This is a genomic window from Acinetobacter sedimenti, assembly GCF_022601685.1.
Taxonomy (GTDB): Bacteria; Pseudomonadota; Gammaproteobacteria; order Pseudomonadales; family Moraxellaceae; genus Acinetobacter; species Acinetobacter sedimenti.
Window position 1 is genome coordinate 119,795 of record NZ_JAKUML010000007.1, and the last position, 26,568, is coordinate 146,362.

At 40.5% G+C, this 26,568-nt stretch carries 27 protein-coding genes; 11 read left to right on the forward strand and 16 right to left on the reverse strand.

Annotated features, from left to right (window positions below; all coding sequences use genetic code 11):
* Positions 1–109 precede the first annotated feature (109 nt).
* The 7 genes from rpsA to MKI79_RS06065 all read left to right on the forward strand — a co-directional run bounded on the left by rpsA (position 110) and on the right by MKI79_RS06065 (position 9,137).
* Positions 110–1,795 carry a 30S ribosomal protein S1 gene (gene rpsA, locus MKI79_RS06035; RefSeq protein WP_241571146.1) on the forward strand — a complete coding sequence of 562 codons (1,686 nt, stop codon included), beginning with the start codon at positions 110–112 and terminating at the stop codon, positions 1,793–1,795.
* Between the two features lie 149 nt (positions 1,796–1,944).
* The gene (locus MKI79_RS06040) at positions 1,945–2,250 is read left to right on the forward strand and encodes an integration host factor subunit beta (RefSeq protein WP_241571147.1); all 306 of its coding nucleotides are present in this window, start codon (positions 1,945–1,947) and stop codon (positions 2,248–2,250) included.
* A 136-nt stretch (positions 2,251–2,386) separates the two neighbouring features.
* Entirely contained in the window at positions 2,387–2,740 is a 354-nt protein-coding gene (locus MKI79_RS06045; protein WP_241571148.1) for a lipopolysaccharide assembly protein LapA domain-containing protein, read from the forward strand.
* Positions 2,741–2,803: 63 nt separating this feature from the next.
* Positions 2,804–3,490 carry an orotidine-5'-phosphate decarboxylase gene (gene pyrF, locus MKI79_RS06050; protein WP_241571149.1) on the forward strand — a complete coding sequence of 229 codons (687 nt, stop codon included), beginning with the start codon at positions 2,804–2,806 and terminating at the stop codon, positions 3,488–3,490.
* A gap of 113 nt (positions 3,491–3,603) precedes the next feature.
* The gene (gene mfd, locus MKI79_RS06055) at positions 3,604–7,056 is read left to right on the forward strand and encodes a transcription-repair coupling factor (protein WP_407651575.1); all 3,453 of its coding nucleotides are present in this window, start codon (positions 3,604–3,606) and stop codon (positions 7,054–7,056) included.
* Positions 7,057–7,204: 148 nt separating this feature from the next.
* A complete protein-coding gene (locus MKI79_RS06060; protein WP_241571150.1) occupies positions 7,205–7,639 on the forward strand; it encodes an HIT domain-containing protein in 435 nt (144 codons plus the stop codon).
* Positions 7,640–7,664: 25 nt separating this feature from the next.
* On the forward strand, positions 7,665–9,137 hold the full coding sequence (locus tag MKI79_RS06065; RefSeq protein WP_241571151.1) for an adenylate/guanylate cyclase domain-containing protein: 1,473 nt from the start codon (positions 7,665–7,667) through the stop codon (positions 9,135–9,137).
* Positions 9,138–9,200: 63 nt separating this feature from the next.
* On the opposite strand, the gene fdx is transcribed toward MKI79_RS06065, so the two are convergent.
* From fdx to MKI79_RS06105, 8 genes are all read right to left on the reverse strand, one after another.
* Positions 9,201–9,539: an ISC system 2Fe-2S type ferredoxin gene (gene fdx / locus MKI79_RS06070; RefSeq protein ID WP_092614310.1), complete on the reverse strand. Its 339-nt coding sequence runs from the start codon at positions 9,537–9,539 to the stop codon at positions 9,201–9,203.
* 3 nt (positions 9,540–9,542) lie between these two features.
* Positions 9,543–11,456, reverse strand: a complete 1,914-nt coding sequence (hscA, locus tag MKI79_RS06075; RefSeq protein ID WP_241571152.1) for a Fe-S protein assembly chaperone HscA — start codon at positions 11,454–11,456, stop codon at positions 9,543–9,545.
* 57 nt (positions 11,457–11,513) lie between these two features.
* A complete protein-coding gene (gene hscB, locus MKI79_RS06080; RefSeq protein ID WP_241571153.1) occupies positions 11,514–12,038 on the reverse strand; it encodes a Fe-S protein assembly co-chaperone HscB in 525 nt (174 codons plus the stop codon).
* A gap of 113 nt (positions 12,039–12,151) precedes the next feature.
* On the reverse strand, positions 12,152–12,472 hold the full coding sequence (gene iscA, locus MKI79_RS06085) for an iron-sulfur cluster assembly protein IscA (RefSeq protein ID WP_241571154.1): 321 nt from the start codon (positions 12,470–12,472) through the stop codon (positions 12,152–12,154).
* A 53-nt stretch (positions 12,473–12,525) separates the two neighbouring features.
* A complete protein-coding gene (iscU, locus tag MKI79_RS06090) occupies positions 12,526–12,909 on the reverse strand; it encodes a Fe-S cluster assembly scaffold IscU (RefSeq protein ID WP_092614322.1) in 384 nt (127 codons plus the stop codon).
* 106 nt (positions 12,910–13,015) lie between these two features.
* On the reverse strand, positions 13,016–14,233 hold the full coding sequence (locus tag MKI79_RS06095; protein ID WP_241571155.1) for an IscS subfamily cysteine desulfurase: 1,218 nt from the start codon (positions 14,231–14,233) through the stop codon (positions 13,016–13,018).
* 1 nt (position 14,234) lies between these two features.
* The gene (locus MKI79_RS06100) at positions 14,235–14,723 is read right to left on the reverse strand and encodes an Rrf2 family transcriptional regulator (RefSeq protein ID WP_241571156.1); all 489 of its coding nucleotides are present in this window, start codon (positions 14,721–14,723) and stop codon (positions 14,235–14,237) included.
* 199 nt (positions 14,724–14,922) lie between these two features.
* The gene (locus tag MKI79_RS06105; protein WP_241571157.1) at positions 14,923–15,567 is read right to left on the reverse strand and encodes a hypothetical protein; all 645 of its coding nucleotides are present in this window, start codon (positions 15,565–15,567) and stop codon (positions 14,923–14,925) included.
* A gap of 312 nt (positions 15,568–15,879) precedes the next feature.
* On the opposite strand from MKI79_RS06105, the gene MKI79_RS06110 reads away from it, so the two are divergent.
* The 3 genes from MKI79_RS06110 (at position 15,880) to MKI79_RS06120 (ending at position 18,875) form a co-directional block, all read left to right on the forward strand.
* Positions 15,880–16,371 (forward strand): phasin family protein, encoded by a 492-nt coding sequence (locus MKI79_RS06110; protein ID WP_407651579.1) that lies wholly within the window; start codon positions 15,880–15,882, stop codon positions 16,369–16,371.
* Between the two features lie 167 nt (positions 16,372–16,538).
* Positions 16,539–16,811 (forward strand): HU family DNA-binding protein, encoded by a 273-nt coding sequence (locus MKI79_RS06115; RefSeq protein ID WP_241571159.1) that lies wholly within the window; start codon positions 16,539–16,541, stop codon positions 16,809–16,811.
* Positions 16,812–16,982: 171 nt separating this feature from the next.
* Positions 16,983–18,875 (forward strand): SurA N-terminal domain-containing protein, encoded by a 1,893-nt coding sequence (locus tag MKI79_RS06120; RefSeq protein WP_241571160.1) that lies wholly within the window; start codon positions 16,983–16,985, stop codon positions 18,873–18,875.
* Positions 18,876–18,979: 104 nt separating this feature from the next.
* Here MKI79_RS06120 and MKI79_RS06125 read toward each other — a convergent pair whose 3' ends face one another.
* From MKI79_RS06125 to rpsU, 6 genes are all read right to left on the reverse strand, one after another.
* Positions 18,980–19,915: a hydrogen peroxide-inducible genes activator gene (locus MKI79_RS06125; RefSeq protein WP_241571161.1), complete on the reverse strand. Its 936-nt coding sequence runs from the start codon at positions 19,913–19,915 to the stop codon at positions 18,980–18,982.
* A 6-nt stretch (positions 19,916–19,921) separates the two neighbouring features.
* Complete coding sequence (locus MKI79_RS06130; RefSeq protein WP_241571162.1) at positions 19,922–20,872, reverse strand: alpha/beta fold hydrolase; 951 nt, start codon at positions 20,870–20,872, stop codon at positions 19,922–19,924.
* 161 nt (positions 20,873–21,033) lie between these two features.
* Positions 21,034–22,227, reverse strand: a complete 1,194-nt coding sequence (locus tag MKI79_RS06135; RefSeq protein ID WP_241571175.1) for an NAD(P)/FAD-dependent oxidoreductase — start codon at positions 22,225–22,227, stop codon at positions 21,034–21,036.
* A gap of 101 nt (positions 22,228–22,328) precedes the next feature.
* Complete coding sequence (gene rubA, locus MKI79_RS06140) at positions 22,329–22,493, reverse strand: rubredoxin RubA (protein WP_241571163.1); 165 nt, start codon at positions 22,491–22,493, stop codon at positions 22,329–22,331.
* A 386-nt stretch (positions 22,494–22,879) separates the two neighbouring features.
* On the reverse strand, positions 22,880–23,326 hold the full coding sequence (locus MKI79_RS06145) for a GatB/YqeY domain-containing protein (protein WP_241571164.1): 447 nt from the start codon (positions 23,324–23,326) through the stop codon (positions 22,880–22,882).
* 76 nt (positions 23,327–23,402) lie between these two features.
* On the reverse strand, positions 23,403–23,618 hold the full coding sequence (gene rpsU / locus MKI79_RS06150; protein WP_087620690.1) for a 30S ribosomal protein S21: 216 nt from the start codon (positions 23,616–23,618) through the stop codon (positions 23,403–23,405).
* 378 nt (positions 23,619–23,996) lie between these two features.
* On the opposite strand from rpsU, the gene tsaD reads away from it, so the two are divergent.
* Positions 23,997–25,010 (forward strand): tRNA (adenosine(37)-N6)-threonylcarbamoyltransferase complex transferase subunit TsaD, encoded by a 1,014-nt coding sequence (tsaD, locus tag MKI79_RS06155; protein ID WP_241571176.1) that lies wholly within the window; start codon positions 23,997–23,999, stop codon positions 25,008–25,010.
* Positions 25,011–25,033: 23 nt separating this feature from the next.
* Here the strand turns inward: tsaD and MKI79_RS06160 are convergent, their stop codons facing one another.
* On the reverse strand, positions 25,034–25,354 hold the full coding sequence (locus MKI79_RS06160) for a DMT family transporter (RefSeq protein ID WP_241571165.1): 321 nt from the start codon (positions 25,352–25,354) through the stop codon (positions 25,034–25,036).
* 154 nt (positions 25,355–25,508) lie between these two features.
* Entirely contained in the window at positions 25,509–26,060 is a 552-nt protein-coding gene (locus MKI79_RS06165) for a DUF2059 domain-containing protein (RefSeq protein ID WP_241571166.1), read from the reverse strand.
* Positions 26,061–26,568: the final 508 nt, after the last annotated feature.

The following is a 26,568-nucleotide window of genomic DNA, read 5'->3' on the forward strand; positions in this document are numbered from 1 at the left end:
ACAAATTTTACTCAAGTTTCAAATTTGACGGTCAGTGCTATGTCAAATTTGGAACTCAACGAAACCGCTCTTGAACTGATCCAAGGCGCTATTTATTACTAGGTATATCATGACCGAATCTTTTGCAGCCCTCTTTGAAGAAAGTGAATTAAATCTTAACGTCGAAAAGGGTGCAGTCATCCAAGGTGTTGTTGTTAGTATTGACGACGACTGGGTAACCGTTGACACAGGTCTTAAATCTGAAGGCGTTGTGGCTCGTGCAGAGTTCTTGAATGAACAACGTGAGCTTGAAGTTGCTGTTGGTGACAACGTAGATGTTGTTGTTGAAGCACTTGACAATGGTATGGGTCAAACTGTTTTATCACGTGAAAAAGCAAAACGTGCTGAAACTTGGACGAAACTTGAAAAAATCTTTGAAGATGGTGAAATCGTTACAGGTCTCATCTCTGGTAAAGTCAAAGGTGGTTTCACTGTTGACATCGGTCCAGTTCGTGCATTCTTGCCAGGTTCATTGGTTGATACTCGTCCAATCCGTGATACAACGCACCTTGAAGGCAAAGAGCTAGAGTTCAAAGTCATCAAATTAGATGCAAAACGTAATAACGTTGTTGTATCTCGTCGTGCTGTGATGGAAGCTGAATCTTCAGCTGATCGTGAAGCACTGCTTTCTCAACTTGAAGAAGGTCAAACTGTTACAGGTACAATTAAGAACCTTACTGAATACGGTGCGTTCGTTGATCTCGGCGGTATTGATGGTCTACTACATATCACAGATATGGCTTGGAAGCGTATCAAGCATCCATCAGAAGTGGTAGAAGTTGGTCAAGAAGTGACTGTTAAAGTCCTTAAATTTGACAAAGATCGTAACCGTGTATCTTTGGGCTTGAAGCAATTGGGTCAAGATCCTTGGATGGAAATCATGAGTCGTTATCCAAAAGGCTCTATCGTGAAAGCACGTGTAACCAACTTAACTGACTACGGTTGCTTCGCAGAGATTGCTGAAGGCGTAGAAGGTCTTGTTCACGTTTCAGAGATGGATCACACTAACAAAAACATTCACCCATCTAAAGTTGTTCAGATCGGTGATGAAGTTGACGTGATGGTGCTTGAAGTTGACGAAGAGCGTCGTCGTATTTCTCTTGGTATCAAACAAACTCGTGCGAATCCATGGGAAGAGTTTGCGAAAAACAATGAGAAAGGCAACAAAGTATCTGGTTCAATCAAGTCAATCACTGACTTTGGTATCTTCATTGGTCTTGATGGCGGTATCGACGGTCTAGTTCACTTGTCTGATATTTCTTGGAATGAGTCTGGTGAAGATGCAATCCGTCGTTATAAGAAGGGTGACACTGTAGAAGCTGTGATCTTATCTGTAGACGCTGAAGGCAACCGTATCAGCTTAGGTGTTAAGCAATTGAACAGCGATCCGTTCAATGATTTCTTAGCTGCTAACGAACGTGGTGCTTTGGTTAAAGGTACAGTAACTGCTGTTGATGCGAAAGGTGCAACCGTGAAATTGGCTGACGAAGTTGAGGCACAGTTGAAAGCATCTGAAATCAACCGTGATCGCGTTGAAGATGCGACTAAGTTCTTAGAAGTTGGTCAAGAAGTTGAAGCGAAGATCATCAATGTAGATCGTAAATCACGTTCTATCAACTTGTCGATCAAAGCAAAAGACGAAGCTGAAGAGAAAGAAGCATTGAACAATGCACGTCAAGCAGCTGCACAAGCTGGTGGCGATGCAAATGGTCCAAAAACTTTGGGCGATTTGATCAAAGCGGCTCAAAACAAGTAAGTCGAATTGACTTTTAGTCTGTTCATTTTTTACTAAAAGTTTATTGTTTTACTGTAAAAGGTGGCATTAGATACAATTCTAATGCTACCTTTTTGTATTTAAACAGGTTATTATTTAAATCAGATAAGTGAACATGGAGATGGGATCTCATGACAACGGAAGCTTTAAATAAGTCTGATTTAATTGTTAAAATTTCAGAAAAGAACCCGCATTTGGCTGAGCCATTGGTTGAAGATGCGATTAAAATTATGATTGATCATATGATCGAAGCATTATCAAATAATCAACGCATCGAAATTCGTGGTTTTGGTAGTTTTGCATTACATCACCGTCAACCTCGTGTCGGCCGTAACCCAAAAACAGGTGAAAAAGTCCAGGTTGCAGCAAAAGCTGTACCACACTTTAAGCCAGGTAAAGCTTTACGTGATGCAGTCAATGAGCAGGCAGGCAAGTAATTCGATTTAACATCCAAACTTTAAATGCGTCGTTTTAGCGTAAATCATAAAATGACATCACCTTGATCTATAAGGTCTTTTGCATTTTTGAAGTTTGAGGTAAAATCAAATAGTTATTAAAAATAAGGAATAAATCATGCGTATTTTTTTAATTGCGCTGACAATTGCAATATTTGCATATGCTTTGGGCTTGGTTTTACAAAATCCTGACGAGCTACCTGTCAACTTACTCTTTATTGAAGTGCCTGCAATGCGATTGGGTTTGTTGCTCTTATTAACACTCGTATTGGGCATTGTATTAGGTTTACTTCTACTGTCGATTAAAGTGATCCAAAAAGGATGGGAAATCAAACGCTTGCGTAAAGACATTGATTACTTGCGTAAACAGCAAATTCAATCGGCACAAAATGCCGCCGCTGAAGCTGCCGCGGCAGCAAGGCATGAAAAAACCGTATTAGATATTAACGCAAATGAAAAAAGCCCTTTATAATGGGCTTTTTTTTCGTGTATTGATTTTATATATCATTTTGATGGGCTGTTAGAGGTTTAAGTTTTGAGTATTATTATTGCCCTAGATGCAAAAAGCCAAGATCAAGCATTAGCGATGGTGGATCAACTTGATCCAAAGCAATGCCGTGTTAAGGTCGGTAAAGAGTTATTTACCCACGCCGGTCCTGATGTCATCAAAGCTCTACATCAACGTGGCTTTGAGGTTTTTTTAGATTTAAAATTTCATGATATTCCAAATACGGCAGCACAAGCGGTTTTGGCAGCAGCTGATCTCGGTGTGTGGATGGTTAATGTGCATGCCAGTGGCGGACGAAAAATGATGCAAACTTGTGCTGAGCGTCTGGCACAGCATCAACATAATACAAAGCTTATTGCTGTGACGGTACTGACCTCCATGGGGCGTGAGGATTTACTTGATATTGGCTTAGATATTGATCCACAAGACCAAGTATTGCGCCTAGCAAAGCTCACTCGTGAATGTGGTTTAGATGGTGTGGTGTGTTCAGCGCAAGAGGCGAAAATACTTCGTGCTGAGATAGGTGTAGATTTTGAATTGGTGACGCCCGGTATTCGTCCAGTCGGGAGTAGTGCAGATGATCAAAAACGGATTGTGACACCAGTGCAAGCAATCCAAGACGGTGTGACGCATCTAGTGATTGGGCGTCCAATTACCCAAGCGGAAAATCCGAAACAAGTTTTGAATGATATTTTTGTGAGTATTCAATCTTAATATTCCAACGTTTAAATTTTAGTAGGCGATTGGTGCAAGGCATCAATCGCCTTTTTCTTAGCATCGAAAAATGCTAGCATACAGCGGTTTTCATTATTATTTTATTCAAAATTATGTTGCTACAATCTGCGATCCAACAACTCAAATTATCCCAATTAAAACAAGGAGAAAAGCGTTGGGTCGGGCAGATACAAGGCTCAATTGGCAGTCTGCTATTAAGTGAAATTGCACAGCAACATGACAAACTGATCGTCGTCATTGCACGCAATCATCAACATCTTGCACAGCTCGAAAGTGAAATCGAATTTTATGGGCAAAAAGTCCATGTGTTTCCTGATTGGGAAACTTTGCCTTATGACCGATTGTCACCACATCAAGATATTATTTCTGAACGATTAAGTTTGCTCACCAATATGCCAAAGTCAGGAATAGTCTTAATTTCTGCAACGACACTGGCACAGCGTGTTGCACCGCCGAGTTGGCTCTACGGTCAGCATTTTGATATTCGACAAGGTGAATCATACGTTGTCGAGCGTAAACGTGAGCAATTGATTGCTGCGGGTTATCATGCGGTCGATACCGTGTATGAGCACGGTGAGTTTGCGGTACGTGGCAGTCTGATGGATATTTTTGCATCGGGACAAGATGTGCCAGTGCGTATTGATTTGTTTGATGATGAAGTCGAAAGCCTACGTTTTTTTGATCCTGAAACACAGCGTACTATTGAAAAGATCGAGCAATTCCGAATTTTGCCAGCCAAAGAATTTCCACTCAAAGAAGGGCGTAGTCTATTTCGTGATCGTTATGCCGAGCTGTTTCCTGAGTCTAATCCAAAGCGGAATGCAATTTATCAAGATGTCATGAATGGTCTTGCCAGTCCAGGTCTGGAATACTATTTCCCACTGTTTTTTAGTGCAGAGCAATTACAACAAAGTACTTTTTTAGATTACGTGCCTTTAGACAGTTTGATTGTCAATGAAACCCATCTTGAACAAGACATTGGACAGTTTTGGCAGGAAGTCGAGCGACGTTATGACGATCGTAAATCGAATATTGATCAACCGATATTGCCACTAGAACAATTGTTTGTGAATGCTTCGCAAATCGCACAACGCCTCAATCAGCATCCACGAATTATCGTGAGTTTTGATGAGGCGATTGATCGAGCAGGAACGATTAATTTGGATGGTTTAACTCCACCGAAACTCAGTGTCGATCATAAACTCGACGATCCGTTTAGCCATGTCAAACAATTTATTTCGGCACAAAAATATCCTGTACTTTTAGTTGCAGAAAGTGCAGGTCGTCGTGAAGGTTTAAAAGAATCGCTAAAAATGAATCAGCTCAAAGTAGTTGATTCATTACAACAATTTTTAGAGGATAAGTGTCAACTTGCGATTACCGATGCACCTTTAGAGCGTGGTTTATTATTGCCTGATCAATTGGCAATTATCACTGAAAGCCAGCTCTATGAACAGCGAGTGATTCAGCGTCGTCGTAAGCATCAAAAAGAAGTTTCAGAAGAATTTCTCGTTCGTAGTCTGACCGAGCTTTCAATTGGCGCACCTGTTGTACATATTGATTATGGCGTAGGGCGTTATGCAGGTTTGGTGACTTTAGATATTGATGATCAAACCCATGAGTTTTTACAGCTCAATTATGCGGATGATGCCAAAGTCTATGTGCCTGTGACCAATTTGCATCTGATTAGTCGCTTTAGTGGCGGTGATCCTGATCTTGCGCCATTGCATAAACTCGGTACAGACCAATGGTCGAAAGCCAAGCGTAAAGCCCTTGAACAAATCCATGATGTGGCGGCAGAGCTTTTGCATATCCATGCACGTCGCCAAGCTAAGCCAGGTTTTGCTTTTGCCTTTGATGAGAGTTTATATCATCAATTCGTTAGTGGTTTCATGTATGAAGAAACACAAGATCAACACAATGCCATTACAGCAACTTTACATGATATGCAACAAACCCGTCCGATGGATCGTTTGGTCTGTGGTGATGTTGGTTTTGGCAAAACTGAAGTGGCAATGCGCGCTGCTTTTGTTGCAGCACAAAATGAAAAACAAGTCGCCGTGCTTGTGCCAACGACTTTGCTTGCACAGCAACATTATGAATCGTTTAAAGATCGTTTTGCCGATACGGCGATTCGTATCGAAGTGTTATCACGCTTTGGTACGAATAAATCACATCAAAAAATCATTGCCGATATTCTCGATGGAAAAGTGGATATTGTGATCGGCACGCATAAGATTTTGCAAGAATCGGTACAATTCAAAAATTTGGGTTTAATGATTGTTGATGAGGAGCATCGTTTCGGTGTGCGAGATAAAGAGCGTATCAAAGCGATGCGTGCCGATGTCGATATGCTGACTTTGACGGCGACACCAATTCCACGAACGCTGAATATGGCATTTTCGGGAATGCGTGACTTATCCATTATTGCCACGCCACCTGCACGCCGTTTGGCAGTGAAAACCTTTGTCATGGATGAAACCGATGCGGTGATCAAAGAAGCGGTGCTTCGTGAATTATTGCGTGGTGGTCAAGTGTATTTCCTGCATAATGAAGTAGAAACCATTGAACGCACAGCGGAAAATTTACGGGTGCTGTTGCCCGAAGCTCGTGTTGCTGTGGCGCATGGTCAGATGCGAGAGAAAGAACTCGAACACGTCATGCAACAGTTTTATCATAAGCAATACAATGTCTTAGTCTGCTCGACCATTATTGAAACTGGGATTGACGTACCGAATGCCAATACCATTATTATCGAGCGAGCGGATAAACTTGGCTTGGCGCAGTTACATCAATTACGTGGTCGAGTGGGGCGTTCGCATCATCAGGCTTATGCTTACTTGCTTGTACCATCGGTCAAACATCTCAAAGGTGATGCGGAAAAACGTCTGGATGCGATTCAACGTGCCAATACTTTGGGTGCAGGTTTTGTCCTTGCGACTGAGGATTTAGAAATTCGTGGTGCAGGCGAATTACTCGGTGAACAACAAAGTGGCAGTATGCAAGCAATCGGTTATAGCTTGTATATGGAAATGTTGGAAAAAGCCACAAAAGCCATTCAAAAGGGTAAATCTCCGAACTTCGATCAACCGTTGAATTTAACCGCGGATATTAATTTACATCTACCTGCGCTGATTCCTGATGATTATCTTGGTGATGTGCATCAACGTTTATTGTTTTATAAACGCATTAGTAATGCAGTGAATGCCGATAAACTGAATAATATTCGGATTGAACTGATTGATCGTTTTGGGCTACTTCCACAGCCTGTAAAATACTTATTTGCGGTGCATCAGATTCGACTGAAAGCCGAAGAATTAGGCATTGCCAAAATCGATGTGGCAAAAGGTGGTGGGTTGATTGATTTCTTACCAGATACGCCATTGCAAGCCATTACCATTATTCAAATGATGCAAAAGCAACCGACCTATTATCGTATGGAAGGTGGGCAACGCTTAAAAGTCACGGTTCAGCTTGAAGAGTCAGATAAGCGATTGGCTTTTGTCGAAGCATTATTGGATCAACTTTTGGCTTCACTACATTAAGGTTGCAATTTCTATATTTTATCAGCCCAAGCTGACATAAATTATCTGCTAAATCAGTGTAATTGCGTAAATCTTTTGAGAAAATTGATTTCCTCAAGCACGAGCTATGATAGTATTGCTGCAACATTAACTGTAGTTATTAATTGATATGTTTACTTTGCATCCACAACTTGCCCAAGATACTTTTTTTGTCGGTGATTTTCCGCTTTGTACATGTCGTTTGATGAATGATATGCAGTTTCCGTGGTTAATTTTGATTCCACGTGTACCAGGTGTTACTGAGCTTTATGAATTAAGCGAAGCAGACCAAGCTCAATTTCTACGTGAATCAAGTTGGTTGTCTAGCCAGCTTTCTCGTGTTTTTCGTGCTGATAAAATGAATGTGGCTGCACTCGGTAATGTTGTGCCACAGTTACATTTTCATCATGTGGTACGTTATCAGAATGACAGTGCTTGGCCAAAACCTGTATGGGGCATACCTGCAATGCCTTATTCTTCCGAAGTTTTGGCGCATATGCGTCAAACTTTGATGCTTGCATTACGTGGTCAAGGTGAGATGCCTTTTGATTGGCGTATGGATTAATACCAACGGTTCATCGAGATAAGCCATGATCCAAAGAATTTTTGGGGATAAAGCACCATATCAATTACTCAAGATATTACGCTATCTCGGTTTTTCAGTTCTTTGTATTTTAATATGCGTTGGTTTTGTCACAGAAATTATCGTTGGCCTGAACAGCCTATATCTCATTCCATTTATTATTATTGCACTTGCTTTTGAAAATAAACTCTACCAACGCGTTGAATATTTTTACGGAAAATATGCTCGCCAAAGTGCAACATATTTGTTTGATGTTTTTCTTTGCAGTTTATTTATTGCCGCAATTCACGCCTTACTCATTCCAAGTTTTATTTTGATTTTTGCAATGATCTTTGTTGCACTGTACACCAAGATACCTAAGTTCATTGTTCTTAGTTCAAGCATTTTAGCGATTGCTACTTTTTATTTTTCATCTGTATTATTCTTTGGTTTTGAGTCATATTTACAATCGGCAGGTCGTGAGCTGAATGTTTTATCGCTTTTGTTTTTTATGATTTATATTTCGATGTTTATTTACTATCAACAGTATAGATATGAAATCTTAGAAAGCGAAAGTGTGAAACATGCCGAAGAATTAGATCGCTATTTAAAACTAAATAATCAATTGGCTCGTTATGCGCCAGTTCAGCTTTGGCAATCTATCATGCGTGGTGAGCTTGAAGCACGTATTGAGTATAAGCGTCGTAAGCTAACGATTTTCTTCTCTGATATTCAAGGATTTACCGATCTTTCTGAAAGCCTCATTCCTGATGATTTGGCATTTTTGCTCAATGATTATCTCAAGCATATGACTGAGATCGCAAAGCATTATGGCGGTACCATTGATAAGTTCATGGGCGATGGCATGCTGATTTTTTTTGGCGATCCGAATAGCCGTGGTGAAAAAGAAGATGCTTTAGCGTGTTTGGATATGGCGGTCACCATGCGTCAGCAGATGCGTATTTTGCGTGAACGTTGGGTAAAAATGGGATATTCCTCACTTAATGTGCGCATGGGTATTGCGACAGGATATTGCCACGTGGGCAATTACGGCACACCACATCGTATGTCTTATACTATTGTTGGCCGTGATGCGAATATTGCTTCACGTCTGCAAACAGCTGCTCAAGTCGATCAAATTTTGATTTCGGAAGAAACGTTTAATTTAGTGAAAGATGAATTTCTGTGTATTCAACATGACCCTTTGCAACTTAAAGGGATTGCAGAATCGGTGAAGGCTTGGCAGGTGGTAGAGCGTTATCATGAATCGATAGAAAAATATCGCACATGGTTTGATTTTGAATCTAAGGGCTTTAACTTACTGCTTAATTTGGATCAAACGCCTATTTATGATTACCCTGAATTGATTAAGATCATGCAAGAAGCGATAGATCGCATTAAGCTGCAACAACAACGAACTGATGACGATGGTGCTGTCATATTGTCAAAAGAGTATATTGTGCATCTACCAAAGCGCCATAGTCCAAAATCAAAGCAGTAAAATATTTAATAAAAAATCCATGCATTTGCATGGATTTTTCAACGACATCACAACTGCCTTTTATTAATGATTTTCTGAAGCGTGATTAATCGTATATTTCGGAATTTCGATTTCCAAATCTTCATCTTCGATTTTCACCTGACAAGACAAGCGTGATTCCGCTTCCAAGCCCCAAGCACGATCAAGCAAATCTGCTTCGACATCATCCATTTCGTCAAGCTCATAGAAACCTTGACGTACAACCACGTGACAGGTGGTACATGCTTTAGACATATCGCAAGCATGTTCGATTTTCACGCCATTTTTCAGCAGACTTTCACAGAGGTTGGCATTTTTTTCGACTTCAAATTCAGTACCTTCAGGGCAGAATTGCGCATGTGGGCGTACTTTGATACGTGGCATAATTTATTCCTTCGGCTGATTTGAAGAGGTATTAGATGAATTTGACCAATCATCAAGGCGAGTGCCTTTTAAAGCATGGTCAATATGCTGATTCATACGCATCGCAGCAAATGCATCACTATGAATCTTTAACGCTTCAACGGCTTGTTCGATAGCTGACGCATCATCAGTTTGCAATGTCTTATCCAGTGTTGCGACAGCTTCATTTAAAGATTGCTGTTGAGCTGATTCAAGCAAACGTTGATCTTGAATGAGTGCCTGTTTTAAGGCCTCTAACTCTCGTTGTGCTTCGACTTTTAACTCATTCAGATGACGCAATTGTTTGTCGTGCTCGGCATGTTGAAAGCCTTCAAGCAACAGACGCTCGGTATCTGATGACGACAAGCCATAAGAGGGTTTGATAGTAATATTGGCTTTGACATTCGATGTGGTTTCAAGCGCAGAAACATTGAGTAATCCATCCGCATCGACTTGGAATGTGACTTCAATCCGTGCCGCCCCCGCAGTCATCGCAGGAATGCCACGCAGTTCAAATTTACCTAATGAACGGCAATGCTCCACCATATCACGCTCGCCTTGCACCACATGGATCAGCATGGCAGTTTGACCATCTTGGTAGGTAGTAAATTCTTGCTTGCGTGCCACAGGAATTGGCGAATTACGTGGAATTACACGCTCAACCAATCCGCCCATAGTTTCTAATCCTAAAGACAATGGCGTGACATCGAGCAACAACGTGCCGTCTTTGCTGTTGCCAACCAATTGATTTGCAGTAATCGCAGCACCAAGTGCCACCACTTCATCAGGGTTAATAGTACAAAGAGGTGTTTGCTCGAAAAACTTCGCAACAGCATCTTGAATCGCAATCGAACGTGTCGAACCACCGACTAAAATGATGGCATTCACATCAGAAACTTTTAGCTTGGCATCACGCAGTACACGTTGGCAAACCTGTAGTGTACGATCTGCCACAGGCTGAATCACGGTTGCCAATTCAGCTTGCGTCAGCGTGGTTTGGAAATGCTGCGCTTCAATATCAAATTGAATATCAACTTGCGATTCAGTTGTCAGTGCTTCTTTGGCAGATTTGGCAATTTGTACAAGCTGTGCATGTTGTTGATTGCTCAACTCATTAATTTCAAATTTAGTCTTTAAAAACTTCACCAATAAGCGGTCAATATCGTCGCCGCCCATTGCGGTGTGACCACCAGTGGCTAGGACTTCGAACACACCTTTGCTAAAGCGTAAAATCGACATGTCAAATGTGCCACCGCCAAGATCATAGATTGCAAAATTTTGATCTTCAACGATTTGACTATTTTGATCAAGTCCGTAAGCAATCGCTGCTGCGGTTGGTTCATTCAATAGGCGTAATACATTTAAGCCTGCGAGTTTGGCTGCATCTCGGGTCGCTTGACGCTGTGCTTCATCAAAGTAGGCAGGCACGGTAATGACTGCACCATTGATTTCATGCTCAAGATGTAGATCAGCACGATTTTTTAAAGCCGTTAAGATTTGCGCAGAAATTTCGACAGGGGATTGATTGCCATGTGCAGTGACGAAAGTTGGCATATCTTGATCAATTCCGACCAATTCATAGGGATGTTGGAAGCGGATATCGGCTTTTGAGCGCCCCATGAAGCGTTTCACCGAAACGATAGTATTTGCAGGGTCAGTCGCAATCAATGCTTTAGCATCATACCCAACAGTCACTTGTGCTTGACCATTGTCATCTTTGCCATAATGTACGATAGAGGGCAGAAGCGTATGATCATGCTGATCTTGAAGGATTTTTGGCACACCTGAGCGTACAGTCGCCACCAATGAGTTGGTGGTGCCGAGATCAATACCGATCCCGATACGATGTTCGTGTGGATTACTGGATTGTCCAGGTTCTGCAATTTGCAATAAAGCCATAATCTATCCGCAGTTAAAATTCAGTCAAAAATGAGAATGCCAATTGATGAATGTTGTTTATTCAAAATCATCATTAAAACCAGCAAAATCCTCATCATCGAATAATTTTTCTTCTGCTTTATCAATATCCATCAACACATGACGGAAGAAACGTAATTTTCGCACAGTATCTCGTGCTTCTGACCAATCTTGCTCGGCATAATCAATTTGAAACTCTTTGATCAAGGCATTGACCCATTGCTCAACTTCAGTTCGTAAACCTTGCAATTGTTCACTTGAGGTTGCTTCATCAAGCTGTTCACGAAGTTCTAAGGCAGATTGCAAAAACTCAAAATCGTGAATAGATTGCTCTAAACCACCATCTTGCTTTTGCAGTTGCAATAAATAAGCAGCACGACTGTCAATGTTTTTTAGCGCATCATACGCTTGATTGACTTGGCTTGATTTGGCAATGGCTTGCTCGATGTGATCTTGATTATTATCAGGATGGTATTGCTGTTGCAGTTTGAGAAATTTGGCTTTGAGTTGCGTCAAGTCGATATCAAGCGCAGGTTCAAGTTCAAATAATTCAAAGTGATTCATTGCAACAGCTCATCAGTAGATTGGAAGAAGAACAAAATCTATCTATAAAAATATATGTAATAAAAGCCAATAAGACAGGGGAATTATTGGCTTTTTATCGTAGCAAAAGCGGATTAAACAGTGAAAGATTCACCGCAACCACATTCACCTTTTTGGTTCGGGTTACGAAACTCAAAGCCTTCGTTTAAACCATTTTTGACATAGTCCATCTCAACACCATCGAGATAGACTAGACTTTTTGGATCAACAAAGACTTTGACGCCGTGCTGTTCAAAGACTTGATCATGAGAGTTTGTTTCATCAACAAACTCAAGCACATAAGCCAAACCAGAACAGCCAGAGGTTTTGATTCCCAAACGAATGCCTTCACCTTTACCACGACCCGCAATAAAGTTTGCAACATGCTGTGCAGCACTTTCAGTTATATGAATCATGTTTACTCCTAAACTGTTTGCGTGTGATAAATCGTGATTGGCAACTACAAAAATTATTTTGCAGTCTTGCTACGGTAGTCTTCAACCGCTGCTTTGATCGCATCTTCTGCCAAAACAGAGCAGTGGACTTTTACAGGTGGCAGAGCCAACTCAGTTGCGATATCAATGTTTTTGATGGCTTGTGCTTCGTCCAAAGTTTTACCTTTGAGCCATTCCGTCACCAATGAGCTTGATGCAATCGCAGAACCACAGCCGTAAGTTTTAAAACGAGCTTCTTCGATCACGCCATTGTCATTGACTTGGATTTGCAAGCGCATGACGTCGCCACATGCAGGTGCACCCACCATGCCTGTACCAACATTTGCTGCGTCTTTGTCTAATACACCGACGTTACGTGGATTTTCGTAATGGTCGATTACTTTTTCGCTATATGCCATGATGCTTCTCCATACCTCGGGGTCAGCTGAGGTTGATGAAATGGTTTAAATTTTCAATCAACCATGATAAATAAATATGGGTGTTGATTTACTTTTTCAAGTGAAATCAGTGTTCTGCCCACTCGACTTTTGAGAAATCTACGCCATCTTTGTACATATCCCAAAGTGGAGAGAGTTCACGTAATTTTTCTACTGCAGATTTGGTGATGGCGATGACATGATCAATCTCAGCTTCAGTCGTGTATTTACCAAAGCTAAAACGGATTGAGCTGTGCGCCAATTCATCAGATAAACCAAGTGCACGAAGCACATATGATGGTTCAAGCGTTGCCGATGTACATGCAGAACCACTTGATACAGAAATATCTTTGAGTGCCATCATCAATGATTCACCTTCAACAAAATTAAAGCTGACATTGAGATAGTTTGCGACATTATGTTCAGGATGACCGTTGAGGTAGACCTCTTCCATGTCATTCAAGCCATTCCACAGCTTTTTACGCAATACACGTAAACGTGCTTGCTCAGCTTGCATGGTTTTGCCAGCGATTTCAAAGGCTTTACCCATACCAACAATTTGATGCGTAGCGAGTGTACCAGAACGCATACCACGCTCATGACCACCACCGTGGATCAATGCTTTTAAGCGTACACGTGGGCTACGACGCACATATAATGCACCAATACCTTTAGGGCCGTAAGCTTTGTGACCAGAGAAACTCATCAAATCAACTTTCATGGTTGAAAGATCAATCTCAACTTTACCTGCAGCTTGTGCGGCATCAACGTGCAAGAATGTCTTATTTGCACGAGTCAATTCGCCGATTGCAGCCACATCAGTGATCGTGCCAAGTTCATTATTGACCATCATCAATGATACGAGAATGGTGTCAGGACGAAGTTCCTTTGCCACCATGTCAGGGGTAATTAAACCAGTGCGTGGTTCTGGCTCAATATAGGTAATTTCAAAACCTTCAGTTTCTAGGAAACGACAGGTATCCAAAATCGCTTTATGTTCAATTTTAGAAGTGATGATGTGTTTGCCTTTATTCTTATAAAAATTGGCAACACCGATCAAGGCTAAGTTGTCTGATTCAGTCGCACCAGAAGTCCAGACGATCTCACGTGGATCTGCTTTGATTAAGTCTGCAACTTGCTCACGTGCATACTCCACAGCTTCTTCAGCTTTCCAACCATAGCTATGCGAACGTGATGCAGGATTACCAAAATTCCCATCAAAGGTGAGGGTACTCATCATCAACTCTGCAACTTCAGGCAACACAGGGGTTGTTGCAGCATAATCTAAATAAATTGGGAGCTTCATGTTAAATCGTTCCTGTAACAGACTTTTGATTGACGATCAGAGGGGCTAGATCATCGCTAGATGATTGGCGTAAAGCGACAGCTTGCACATTATCTCGATCGACCAAATCAGCAAGGGAGATACGTTCTAAATACTTTGAAATATGACTTGATAAGTCTTGCCATAAATCATGAGTCAAACACATTGCACCATTTTGACAGTTGCCTTTGTGGTCACAACGTGTCGCATCGACGGACTCATTCACCGCTTCGATGATCTCGAGTACAGTGATTTTATGAGCAGGGCGTGCAAGGTGATAACCACCATTTGCACCACGTACACTGGCAACAAGCTGGCGACGTTTCAATTTTGAAAATAGCTGCTCAAGATAGGCGACAGAAATAGTCTGCCGAGCGGCGATTTCTGCAAGAGTAATCGTTTGGTCGAGTGGCTGAAGTGCTAAATCGAGCATTGCAGTCACGGCGTAGCGACCACGTGTTGTAAGGCGCATGATCTAATCTCTTAGCTTTGATCTGTGGCAACGTGCAAATACGATAAGTGAATTATAAAAAAACCCGACTAAATTAGTCAAGTTTAATATCATTGTAAATATTGATGTTGGTTATTCACTATGCAAATAGTATGAATAAAATAGCTTTTTGCTAAAAGCTTGACGTGATTTGAGTGAAGAGCGGTTAAATCGAGAGGAATTATAGCAGATTAAATGCGCTTATGCCGATGGCGAAAATGAAGATCAATAATAAATATAAGCGATGTGTATTTTTAAGCTTACGTTCAAGCTGCTGTAGATCATAACGCTGTTCTTTTACTTGTAATTCAAGTTGACTAATTTCACTGCGTTGCAATTCAAGCTTACTTAGAAGAGGTTCTAAGCTACGTTGTGGTAAGTTATTTGACTGTTGTTTTAAGAGCCAACTTTTCCAATCCGCAAAAAGCATCGGCAAGGTTAGGCTATGCATAAATAAACGGAATTGATCATGCCATTCCTCTCCACCAAACAAACGAACTCGACGAAGATGGCGATCATTGCCAGTTAATAAGAAACGAACCAAATCAATACTTGAGGCTGATACGGTGAAGGTTTCAACTTGATTTTTTTCAGTCAACTCTGGATCAAATAAAATGCCTTTATTATCAAAAGTGACATAAAAATCTGAAGCAGGTAAAAAGGTTTTAAAAGCAATAGTGACGTTATTTTGAACAAAGCTTTTCGCATGAATTCGTGAAGCACGATCATGTTTTAAGAGAAAAGTCACAATTGTTTCTAAAATAATTAGAATAATAGAGTGCAACAAATGTGGTTGGTGTGTGCTTTGTTGCGTATTGTCATTCATCAAAATCAAAACCTTAGTTAAACCACGTTAACAATCCATTGTTAGCGCAATGAATATTTTGCTATGGCAGTTTAAAACAGCAAAATATCAGCAACTTTTAACGTAGCGCTGTATCTCGATTTAAGAGCATGTCATGAAAACTGTCAACAGCTAGTTTTTAAGAAAGGTGAATTGTTAGACAGATTTTATACATTTGATACAGAACTCTGCTATGGTGAACTGTTATAAGTCAAAATGCGAATGTTGTTTTAGGAGCTAGGCATGTGTCCAAATAAAGATAAGGATATTTCAGTGGTTGACCAAGTAGACGGAGTGGAGCGCCATGATCATAGTTTGCACGATGAACATGCTATTGACGAGTTTCAAACTGAAACATCAGTAAAAACAAAAGGTAAACGTAAAAGCCCAATAGAACTTCGTAAGTATACCAAGCAAATTTGGCTTGCAGGATTAGGTGCATTCTCACGTGCTGAAGAAGAAGGTAATAAACTGTTTGACTCATTGGTGCAAGTCGGTGAAGAACTAGAATCAAAAACAAGTAATGTTGCAGATCAAACTGTTGAAAAGGTTGGTGAGGTCACAGGCAAGGCGTATGAGCGTGTTGTAGATACACGTGAAAAAGTGGAAAAAATTATTGATCAACACACACACCAGACACTCAATCGTTTTGGTTTGGTGACACCAAAAGACATTTTGCTAATAGAACAATTATTAAAAAATCTCAACGAAAAGGTTGATCGCCTTGTTGATAGTAACGAACAGTTGGAAGCTGAGATTCAAAACTTAAAACAGGTTAAAAAATAAACAACGAGAGTAAAATCTCCAAAATTTTGTAAAAAGATCGCATTTTTTTCAAGAAAAGCGTCAAGTTTGGCTTGCCAACATTAAATCGCATTGCTATAAAGGCTTCTACGGCTAGTTTTAAAATTTGGCTTAAATATACAAACGATCAAATTTAGAGGATGTTTTGCATGAATAAATCAGAATTAATTGATGCGATTGCTCAAAAAGGGGGGCTTACTAAAGTTGACGCTGGTAAAGCTCTTGACGCAACGATTGAATCTATCAGCGCTGCATTGAAAGCAGGCGATACAGTAACTTTAGTTGGCTTTGGTTCTTTCAGTGTGAAAGAGCGTGCTGCTCGTACGGGTCGTAACCCGAAGACTGGCGCAGAGCTTAAAATCCCTGCAAGCAAAGTACCAAGCTTTAAAGCTGGTAAAGGTCTTAAAGATTCTGTTGCTTAATTTGTTTCAAACGACATTGAAGTAACTTAAACGCGCCAGGACGGCGCGTTTTTTATTGATGAATGCGTTTTAGATGCTGATATATCATTTTGATGTAAGTAAAAAATAAATATACTTGTCATTTGACAATTTTTGGCTAGTATTCGATTTAAGGTTTTTTTTGGAACACTTATGGAAGCTTTTCGTACATTAATTCGGGGTTGGCTTGGCAAAGTCCTACTGGTCTTGTTTTTAACGCCTTTGGCATTGGTTGGAATCGAGGGTTATTTTTCTGGAAGCAACGAAGAAGTTGCGATTCAAGTCAATGACCAAGAGATTACTAAGACTGAATTAGACAATTGGATTAAATCTCAAAAGGATCAATATCTACAGGGTGTTGGCGGTGATGAAACCTTACTTAATACCAAAGTCATTGAAGATCAAGTGTATGATGCTGCCATTGTTCGTGCTTTACTCATCCAACAGGCTGAAAAACTCGGTTTACAATTGAGCGATGAGCAGTTGGGGACTTTGCTTCGTAAACAACAAGCATTTCAACAAGATGGTCAATTCTCACAGCAGTTGTTAGATAATTATTTGGCGAGTTCACGTTCGACTATTAATCAGTTGTTAACTAACTTTCGTCAACAAACCGCTTTGAGTTTGATTACGCAAAGTGTGTTATCGACATCTTTGCACAGTGCAAAAGATACTGAGAGTTTGATTAAGCTGATCAGTCAAGAACGTACCACGCATCTTGCTGAAATTCCTTTAGCAAACTTTGCTCAAGATTTTGTTGCTACTGATGCAGCTGTGAAAGCGTATTATGACAAAAATATTGCGTCGTACAATCGTGCAGCGAATGTTGATGTGAAGTATGTCGTTTTGAATAAGTCAGAATTTCAAAATCGTGCTGAAGTTACCGAACAAGATCTACAACAAGTGTATCAAGCTTATAGTGCAAACTTAGCGAAAGATGCAAGTCGTGAAATCAGTCATATCATGATTGCAACTGGCGATGATGGTCATAAAGATGCAGATGCGTCTAAATTGGCTCAAACTATTCAAGCAGAGCTTGAAGCAGGTGCGAAGTTTGAAGATCTTGTGAAAAAATATTCAGAAGATCCTGTGTCTAAAGAAGCGAATGGTAAAGTTGATGGATATACTGTTGGTGCATTTGGTGACGCATTTGACCGAGCAGTGCTTGGATTAAAGCAATCAGGGCAGACTTCCGCTCCAGTAAAAACAGAGTTTGGCTATCATATTATTCGTCTTGATCAGCTTTCAGGTGTAGATGTACCGCCATTAGCTTCGGTTCGCGATGAGCTCATGACTCAAGCAAAAGAAAAGAAAGTTGAGAATATGTATCAAGATGCCATTGGTCATGCCAATGAAACAGCGCTTGAAACGGACTCTCTTGAAGCACTTGCAGAGCAATATAAGGTGTCGGTACAAACTGCTCGCAATGTACAAGCAAATAATACGGATATCGTTCTTTCTGATGCACAGGTGAAACAGAAACTGTTTTCTGAGCAAATCGCAGAAGGTGATCGTAACGTATCTACAGGTATTACGACGACAGCTGGTTCTACAGTGTGGTTTAAAGTATCTGAATATCGTGCAGAACGTCCACAAACACTTGCTGAGGCAAAAGCTGATATTCAAGCAAAACTGAAACGTGCAGAACAAGTGAAACAAGCTGAAGCAAGCGTAAAACAACTTTTGGCGGATTTTAAAACTAAACCTGCAAAAGATGCACTTGCAACAAGCAAGGTGAACTTTACAGATTTAGGCCCTGTACCACGCTACAGCGCATTGTTGCCTGATGATCTTGAAAAAGTGGCATACAGTGTGCCTGCACCGACTAAAGAAGGTTTCTGGTCTGTAAAGTCTGCAAATGCGGGTGAATATTTGTTTATTGTCGCTGTATCTGCAATTGGTCAAAATCCTGCCTTTAACTTAACAGATGAGCAAAAAGTGCAAGTCGTAAACCGCTTTGATCCACGTGGTCAAAATGAATTGAATGACTATATTGAATATCTGCGCAGTCAAGCAAAGGTTGAGCGTAAAGAGCAAAAGAACTAATGATTAGAAGTGGGCGTTTGAATTAAACATTTAGTTTTACGCCACTCATCATGAAAAAAGCGTTGGTAAATACCAACGCTTTTTTTATATTTGAAGAAAATCGCTTATTGGGATGCAATATACTTTTGATTATCCGCCAACACCTGAGAAGTGATCGTGGTTAAAATACCGTGTAAAATATCAAACTCAGTCTGTAGAGGTGTGCTTTTGCGTGTAATCAGCGCCAATGTACGTTCAGGAGGATTGTCAATCGGATGAATAATCAGCTCATCATTGGTCACTAGGCTTGCATTCTGAATGGCAATCTCAGGCAACATGGTAAAACCAAGATTCGCCAAAACCATTTCTAATAGGGTTGGTAAAGAGCTTGCTTTTAAGCGAGAGTCATTCTTTTGTTCTTTGATCGGACATGCGCTCAGTACGTGATCACGCAAGCAATGTCCTTCTTCAAGCAAAATCAATTTTGATAAATCTAAATCATCAATGTTCTTGGCTTTGATGGTGTCTTTATCATTTTTATTGCAGACCACATAGAGCTTTTCAGTATTGACTTCTTTGATCTTTAAACCTTGTGTATCAAAAGGCAAGGCAAGAAGCACGATATCTAACTGACCGTGCTCTAGGCGTTCAAGCACTTTTTCACTTTGTGCTTCATGCAGATGCAAGCGAATACGTGGTAATTCTTTTTGAACTGCTTGTAATAGCTGGGTCAAAATAAATGGTGCAATAGTCGGAATCACACCAAGATGTAAATCACCTGTTAATGGCTCGCTCATCTCACGGCTTAAGCGCATCAAATCTTGCGCATCGGCAAGTAACACACGTGCACGTGCAACGACTTGTTCACCAAGTGGTGTTAGCCTGACATTTTGGCGATCACGCTCTACCAATACACCACCTAGCAATCGCTCTAATTCCATAATGCCACCCGAGAGAGTGGATTGGGTAACGAAAGAGCGACGTGCCGCCTCGGTAAAATGTAAGGTTTCAGACAAAGCAACTAAATACGAAAGCTGACGGAGAGAAGGTAGAGCAGCCATAATGTCCTAAGGAGTCAATGATTTAATTTGTTGAGTAAAAATATGCACTAATTTTGGAATGTAATATAGCGGTAAATCGTGTCCCATACCATCTATTAGTTCAAATTTTGCATTCTTGATCGCTTTTGCCACAGCTTTGCCGTGTGCGGGCGGGAGCAAACGATCTCGACTGCCATGCACCACTATCGTAGGCTGTTCGATTTGTTTGTCAAGTTCTAATAACGAACCTGTACAAAGGATTGCCAAGAATTGTTGTAATACACCAGCAGGGTAAAAACTACGATTGTAAAGCTTACGTGCATGTTCTGCAGATAGAATAGGATCAACTAAACCCGGTGAGCCAATGGTATTAAATAATCGAATAGAATGCTCAACGATACCGTTTTCATCGTGAGATTTTGGTTTACCAATTAAACTCATCAACTGCTTTGGAAATGGCGGTGGTAAAAAACGCTGATTGTTACTGGTGAAAAGCAAGCCAAGAGTTTTTACTTTTTCAGGATATTGTGCCGCCACGATTTGCGCAATCATGCCACCCATTGATGCGCCAATGAGATTTACTTCTTTTAATCGTAGCGCATCAATCAGCAAGCTGACATCTTCAGCCATGTCGTACAAGGTATATGGTGCACCTTCATTTGGTAAACCCAAGCCAAAACGACCCATCAGTTTCAATGTATTTAGCCGTTCGCCTTTACGTTTGGTTTTGCTCGATAGACCGATATCGCGATTGTCAAAGCGCACCACTTGATAGCCTGCATCAATCAGCAATCGACAAAATGCATCAGGCCATACCAACATCTGCGCACCTAAACCCATAATTAACATAATGGTTGGATGTGCAGGATTACCACCAATTTCAACATGTAGTCGTTGCTTATTTGGTAGCAAAACTTCAGTTTCTTGCATGAACTCACTATATGGTGATTGGTTCATTTGCAAAGCGGTCGCTGTCATGGCAATGTCCTCGATACATCTCATTTGCAACGCATTGTGACCCTTAGATTTGAGTCAATATAATTCGTTACATATAACTTGTGGAATGTAAAAAAGGTAAGTCTATCGTTGTAAACTTACCTTAACATTTGTATGCAACAATCTGTCTTAATGAAAATGTATTAACTAGACTGTGCAGGGATCAAATCAGGGACTAACTTTGCAAGACTTAGGCGTTGTTTGCCTGCGGTTGCACCTAGCAACACAAAGCCACGTAAAGTACCTTCTTGATCAATTGCTTTGGCAAGCATGCCATCGTCAAATTCCTCCGTTTCCCAGTTGACCTCAACATCAGTAGGCGCAGGTAAAACAGTCAATGGTGCTGCAGGTGTTTTCACCGCAACAGGCATTGCAGGGTAGTGAACGTGGGTGCTTTCACCATTCAGCGTTTTTGCCAAAGCTCGAGCTTGTTGCATGATCGGCATTACATAAGGAAGCAATGTTCCTTGAACCTCTGCGCAATCACCAACAGCATAAATATCGGGCTGATTGGTTTCCATAAGCGAATTGGCAATTATACCACGGCTTGTATGAATTTTGGACGATTTTGCTAAATTTATATTCGGCTGTAACCCAATCGCAGACAAGACCACATCCACGACGAAACGCTGTCCGTTGGATAAGGTCACTTCATAATCAATATCAGCACCTTGTTGCTTGATTTTAACGACTTTATCAACAGTTGTTCCAAGTGCAAACTGAATGCCTGCTTGTTCAAGGTTTTCTTGGAACGCAATTGCGGTATGTTCTGGAAGTAATCGTCCGAGAGGTCGAGGTGCCAAATCAACCACTGTGACATCGTGATTGGTATTTTTTAAATCATTGGCGAACTCGCAACCAATCAAACCTGCACCAAGAATCAGTACGCGCTTTTCCTGACGGCGATCTAGATGGTCACGGAAGGCTTTGTAATCATTGAGGTTGTTTACCACAAAAATATCATCCGCACCGTCACCAGAGATGGCTAGGCGAATTGGATTTGCACCCACGGCAAGCACTAATTTTTCATAGTCTAAAGTGCTCAATTGGCCGTTAGTTTCAAGCTCGATTTGATGTTTTTCTGCATCAATGGCTTTGACCCAAGTTTCAGTGAGAATGGTCATATCAAGTTGGTTGCGCATTTTTTCTGCATCACCAAGCGCAATTTGTTCGGGTGCTTTATTCCCCACTAAGGCATTCGACAAAGTTGGTTTGGCATAGTTGCTTGCATCATCCGTCGTGATCATGATCAGTGACTGTTCTTTATTCAGTTTGCGAAACTCACGTGCAAGGGTGTACCCAGCCATACCTGAGCCGACAATGATGATAGGGCGCATTGTTGCCATATGTTGTTATCTCCGTGTATTTTTAAATATTTCTTCAAATATCTTGTACAAACAAAAAAGACCATGCAATGCATGGTCTAGTCGAGTAAGACTTATACTTCGATCATTTCAAAATCTGCTTTTGAAACGCCACAGTCAGGGCAAGTCCAATCATCTGGGATATCTTCCCACTTTGTACCAGCTGCAATACCGTCTTCTGGCCAGCCTTGTGATTCGTCATAAATCCAACCACAAACGATACATTGATACTTTTTCATTTAAATCTCCGTGCACTGACTCGGTGGAACATTCTGCCTATCATATTGAGCAAATCTCACGACTTTACTCAAGCTTCCTTGAGCAACTATCTTAAATTGTGCTGAATAGAAAATAAAGTCAGAATATGCGTAATCGAAACTGGGTGCGGTTAAATCATGCAAATTTGGGCTACTTTAAACGATGTATTGTGCTTTTAACTTATCATTTTAAGACAAAGGTGAATGATTTAAAGACATAAATGGCTATTGATCGGATTGTTTGTTTAAAATTCAACTGACTCAATAAATATGATCATTGCGATGAAATAGGAGAAGCTAAGCTTCAGATTTCCACTTGAGTGTATGGAATGCTTAAATAGGTAATTTTGAAAGCTTTTAGAAAAAAACTACGAAAGTTTTGCTTTAATTTTGCTAGATACTTGGGCTGGATCGGCACGTCCGGCTATGATCGGACGTAGAGAATTCATCACCTTACCCATATCTTTCATGCTAGTAGCACCTTGCGCTTCTATTGTTTGCGCAATGAGAGAATCAAGCTCGTCCTCTGACATAGCTTCAGGTAGAAATTGAGATATTACCTCAAGTTCGGCTTGTTCTTTACTAGCTAAATCTTCTCGACCAGCACCTTGAAAGGCCTTAATCGATTCTTTACGTTGTTTGACTTGTTTTTCAACAACGTTCAACACTTGAGCATCATCGAGTTCGATGCGCTCGTCGATTTCAATTTGTTTGATCGCTGCTTGTAATCCACGAACCACTGTCACAGTCGCCATGTCTTTCGCTTTCATAGCAGTTTTGAGTGTGTCAGTAATTTGCGTTTTTAAAGTGGTCATAGCATCAATCAATTATCAATTTAAAATCTAAATACTCAATCATTGAGTATAGTCACTACAAGTTTATAAAAACGAATTAGTACAAACGAGTTGTGCGGATTGATTCACGAGCAACTTTTTTTGCATAACGCTTAACAGCAGCAGCTTTTTTGCGTTTACGTTCTTGAGTTGGTTTCTCGTAAAATTCACGCTTACGTACGTCAGCTAAAACACCTGCCTTTTCGCAAGAGCGTTTGAAGCGACGGATAGCAACGTCAACTGGTTCACCTTCTTTCAATTTAACTTGTGGCATATAGAATCCTCTATTAAGACTATGGATAATGTGTATGTACCCGATGTACATACGGTGAATGAGTGCGACATTTTACGCCTTTACTTACATCAGTACAAGTCTATAATGTGCTCCGATGGCTTTTTAACTAAGTTTTTCAGTGAATAAGCGAAAAATTTGGATAAATTGAGAAAAAGTTTTAATGATGTCGTCTTGATTGATGTCGGATGAATGTTAAAACAGTTTTTCATGGATATGCTTTTGAAATTTATTTAGTTATGAATACTCAATTCTGTTAAAAAGTACTTGGTTCGGTAAGTATTGAGTTGTGGCAGATTGGTCAAGTAAGTTTGGTTTAGTAAAAATTGCTTTAGTAAAAATAGTTAGGTCGTGGTGAAAATGATTGTACTTGGTTTGGAAACGTCTTGTGATGAAACTGGTCTAGCGATCTATGACAGTGAGCAAGGGCTTCGTGGGCAAGTATTGTATAGTCAAATTCAACTCCATGCAGAATATGGCGGTGTCGTCCCTGAGCTTGCCTCTCGTGATCATGTACGCAAGCTCATTCCACTACTAGATCAATTGCTGAGTCAATGTGATTTATCCAAACAAGAGTTAGATGCAATCGCCTATACACGTGGTCCGGGTCTGATGGGGGCGTTAATGACGGGTGCATTGTTTGGGCGAAGTTTGGCTTTTGCTTTAAATAAGCCTGCGATCGGTGTACATCATATGGAAGGGCATTTGCTTGCACCGTTATTGTCAGCACAGCCACCACAGTTTCCTTTTGTGGCGCTTTTGGTATCAGGTGGTCATACACAACTGATGGCTGCACATACGCTTGGTGAATATGAACTACTTGGTGAATCCATTGATGATGCAGCGGGTGAGGCTTTTGATAAAGTGGCAAAAATGCTCAATTTACCGTATCCCGGAGGTCCACAAATTGCCAAACTCGCATTAGAAGGCAATCCTGACGCTTTCGCATTTCCTCGTCCGTTGATGCAACAGGCTTTGAATTTTTCATTTAGTGGTTTAAAAACAGCCGTATCGAGCCAGATCAAAGCAGTAGACGGGCAAGGGCGTGAAGCAGATATTGCAGCGTCATTCCAAGAAGCTGTGGTCGATACTTTAGTTAAAAAATCTATTAAAGCACTTAAGCATACAGGCTTAAAACAATTGGTGATTGCAGGCGGTGTCAGTGCCAATCTGCGCTTACGTGAAAAGTTGGAAAATTCTCTCAGTGGTATGGGTGCAAAAGTCTACTATGCTGAGCCTGCCCTGTGTACTGATAATGGTGCGATGATTGCTTTTGCAGGCTATCAACGCTTAAAAGCAGGGCAACAAGACGATTTGGCAGTCACGACCACACCGAGATGGCCGATGACTGAACTGACCGCTTTGTATGGATAACAGTTATCTTTTATCTGAGTGAATTAGGCGGATGCCAAAAACTTCATCAATAACATCCCTGAAACAATTAGAATTGCGGCAAGCATTCTTAATAATGAGGCAGGTTCACCAAGAGCAAAAATGCCCACAAGGAAAGCACCGATTGCACCGATACCTGTCCAAATCACATAAGCGGTACCGAGCGTTATGCTCTTCATTGCTTGTGCCAATAGCGCAAAACTTGCTAAAGCCAATAGAATTGTAAGTACAGAGGAAACTAAAATAGTAAAATCTTTGGACAGCTTCATCGCATAAGCCCAAACGATTTCTAAGATTCCTGCAAGGATAAGTAAACCCCAAGCCATGATCATCGCCTTAAAACTGTTTTTGTCCTGAAACACCAAAAAACTATAAACTCAGCATAAGGATTAAATATAAATATCAGGACCTTATGCTGAGCATAATAATACATATTATGAATTATTTATGAAGAGATTGGCTTCAAGGTAAAATGATTAATTATTCTCTATTTTCCACATCTTCATGCTGATGCGTATCCGCTTCAACAGCACGTAGCTCTGACATAAAGCCTTTCATCTCATCGGTAAGCTCAGGCATCACTTTCATCATCGCTTCTTGTCCAGCGGTCATACTTTGTTGCATGACAACAGGCATTTTCTCAATGGTTTTTTGCCCAACTGGTGACTTATAAAATGCAATTAATCCATTGATATCTTCTTGTGTAAAGTTATCTTGATAAATCTTAAGTATTGCAGGTTCGATATCTGACCATTTCATACCTTTTGCCATGATGTCAGCGACTTTTTTAGAATATTTATGCACGATTTCAACTTGAGCGTCTGACAGTACTTCACCTTGTTGCTTCTGTACCTGTTGAATGGATTGTGAAATGATGTTTTGCATATGTGCATTCATATGATCCATCATCTGCTCAGAATTGGTCATTTTCAATAATTCCTTGACCGAGGCATCTGACGCAGGCATTGCCATTGCCGTCATTGGGCTAAATAAAGCGACAGAAAGTGCTGTTGTGATCAATAGTTTCTTCATAGCAATTGCTCTAGTTTTTAACATTAAAATCATAAATAAAGTGAAACGAAATATAGCCGATAAATAGCGAATCTAAAGTAGCAATACTTTTACTCATTTTGAGTGATATAAAGGTTTGAAAACGATAAGACCATGACGACTGAATGGCTTTTAGTCAATTCGGTGCACTATATTTACTTTCTCCTTTTTTTCTACACAATTACAAAGGGTCTAGATAACTTTACCACAAATCAAAAGGTGCTAAAGTTACGCTATGACTGTGTTAAACAAGTATTGTAAGCATTCACATATTTCTGAGGCTAAGTTTAGACAAATAATCAAACTATTTTGTCATGATTTACCTGCCTCTAAAGTGACGCAAATGACAGATGTCAGTCGGGTTACCTGAATAGCCACCAAAATTCTAGACACATATAACCATCTTTTGATGAGCCTTTTCATAATCTAATGGAGAACGTTGACCATTGGAACCATGTCTACGTTTTGAATTGTAGAACATCTCAATATA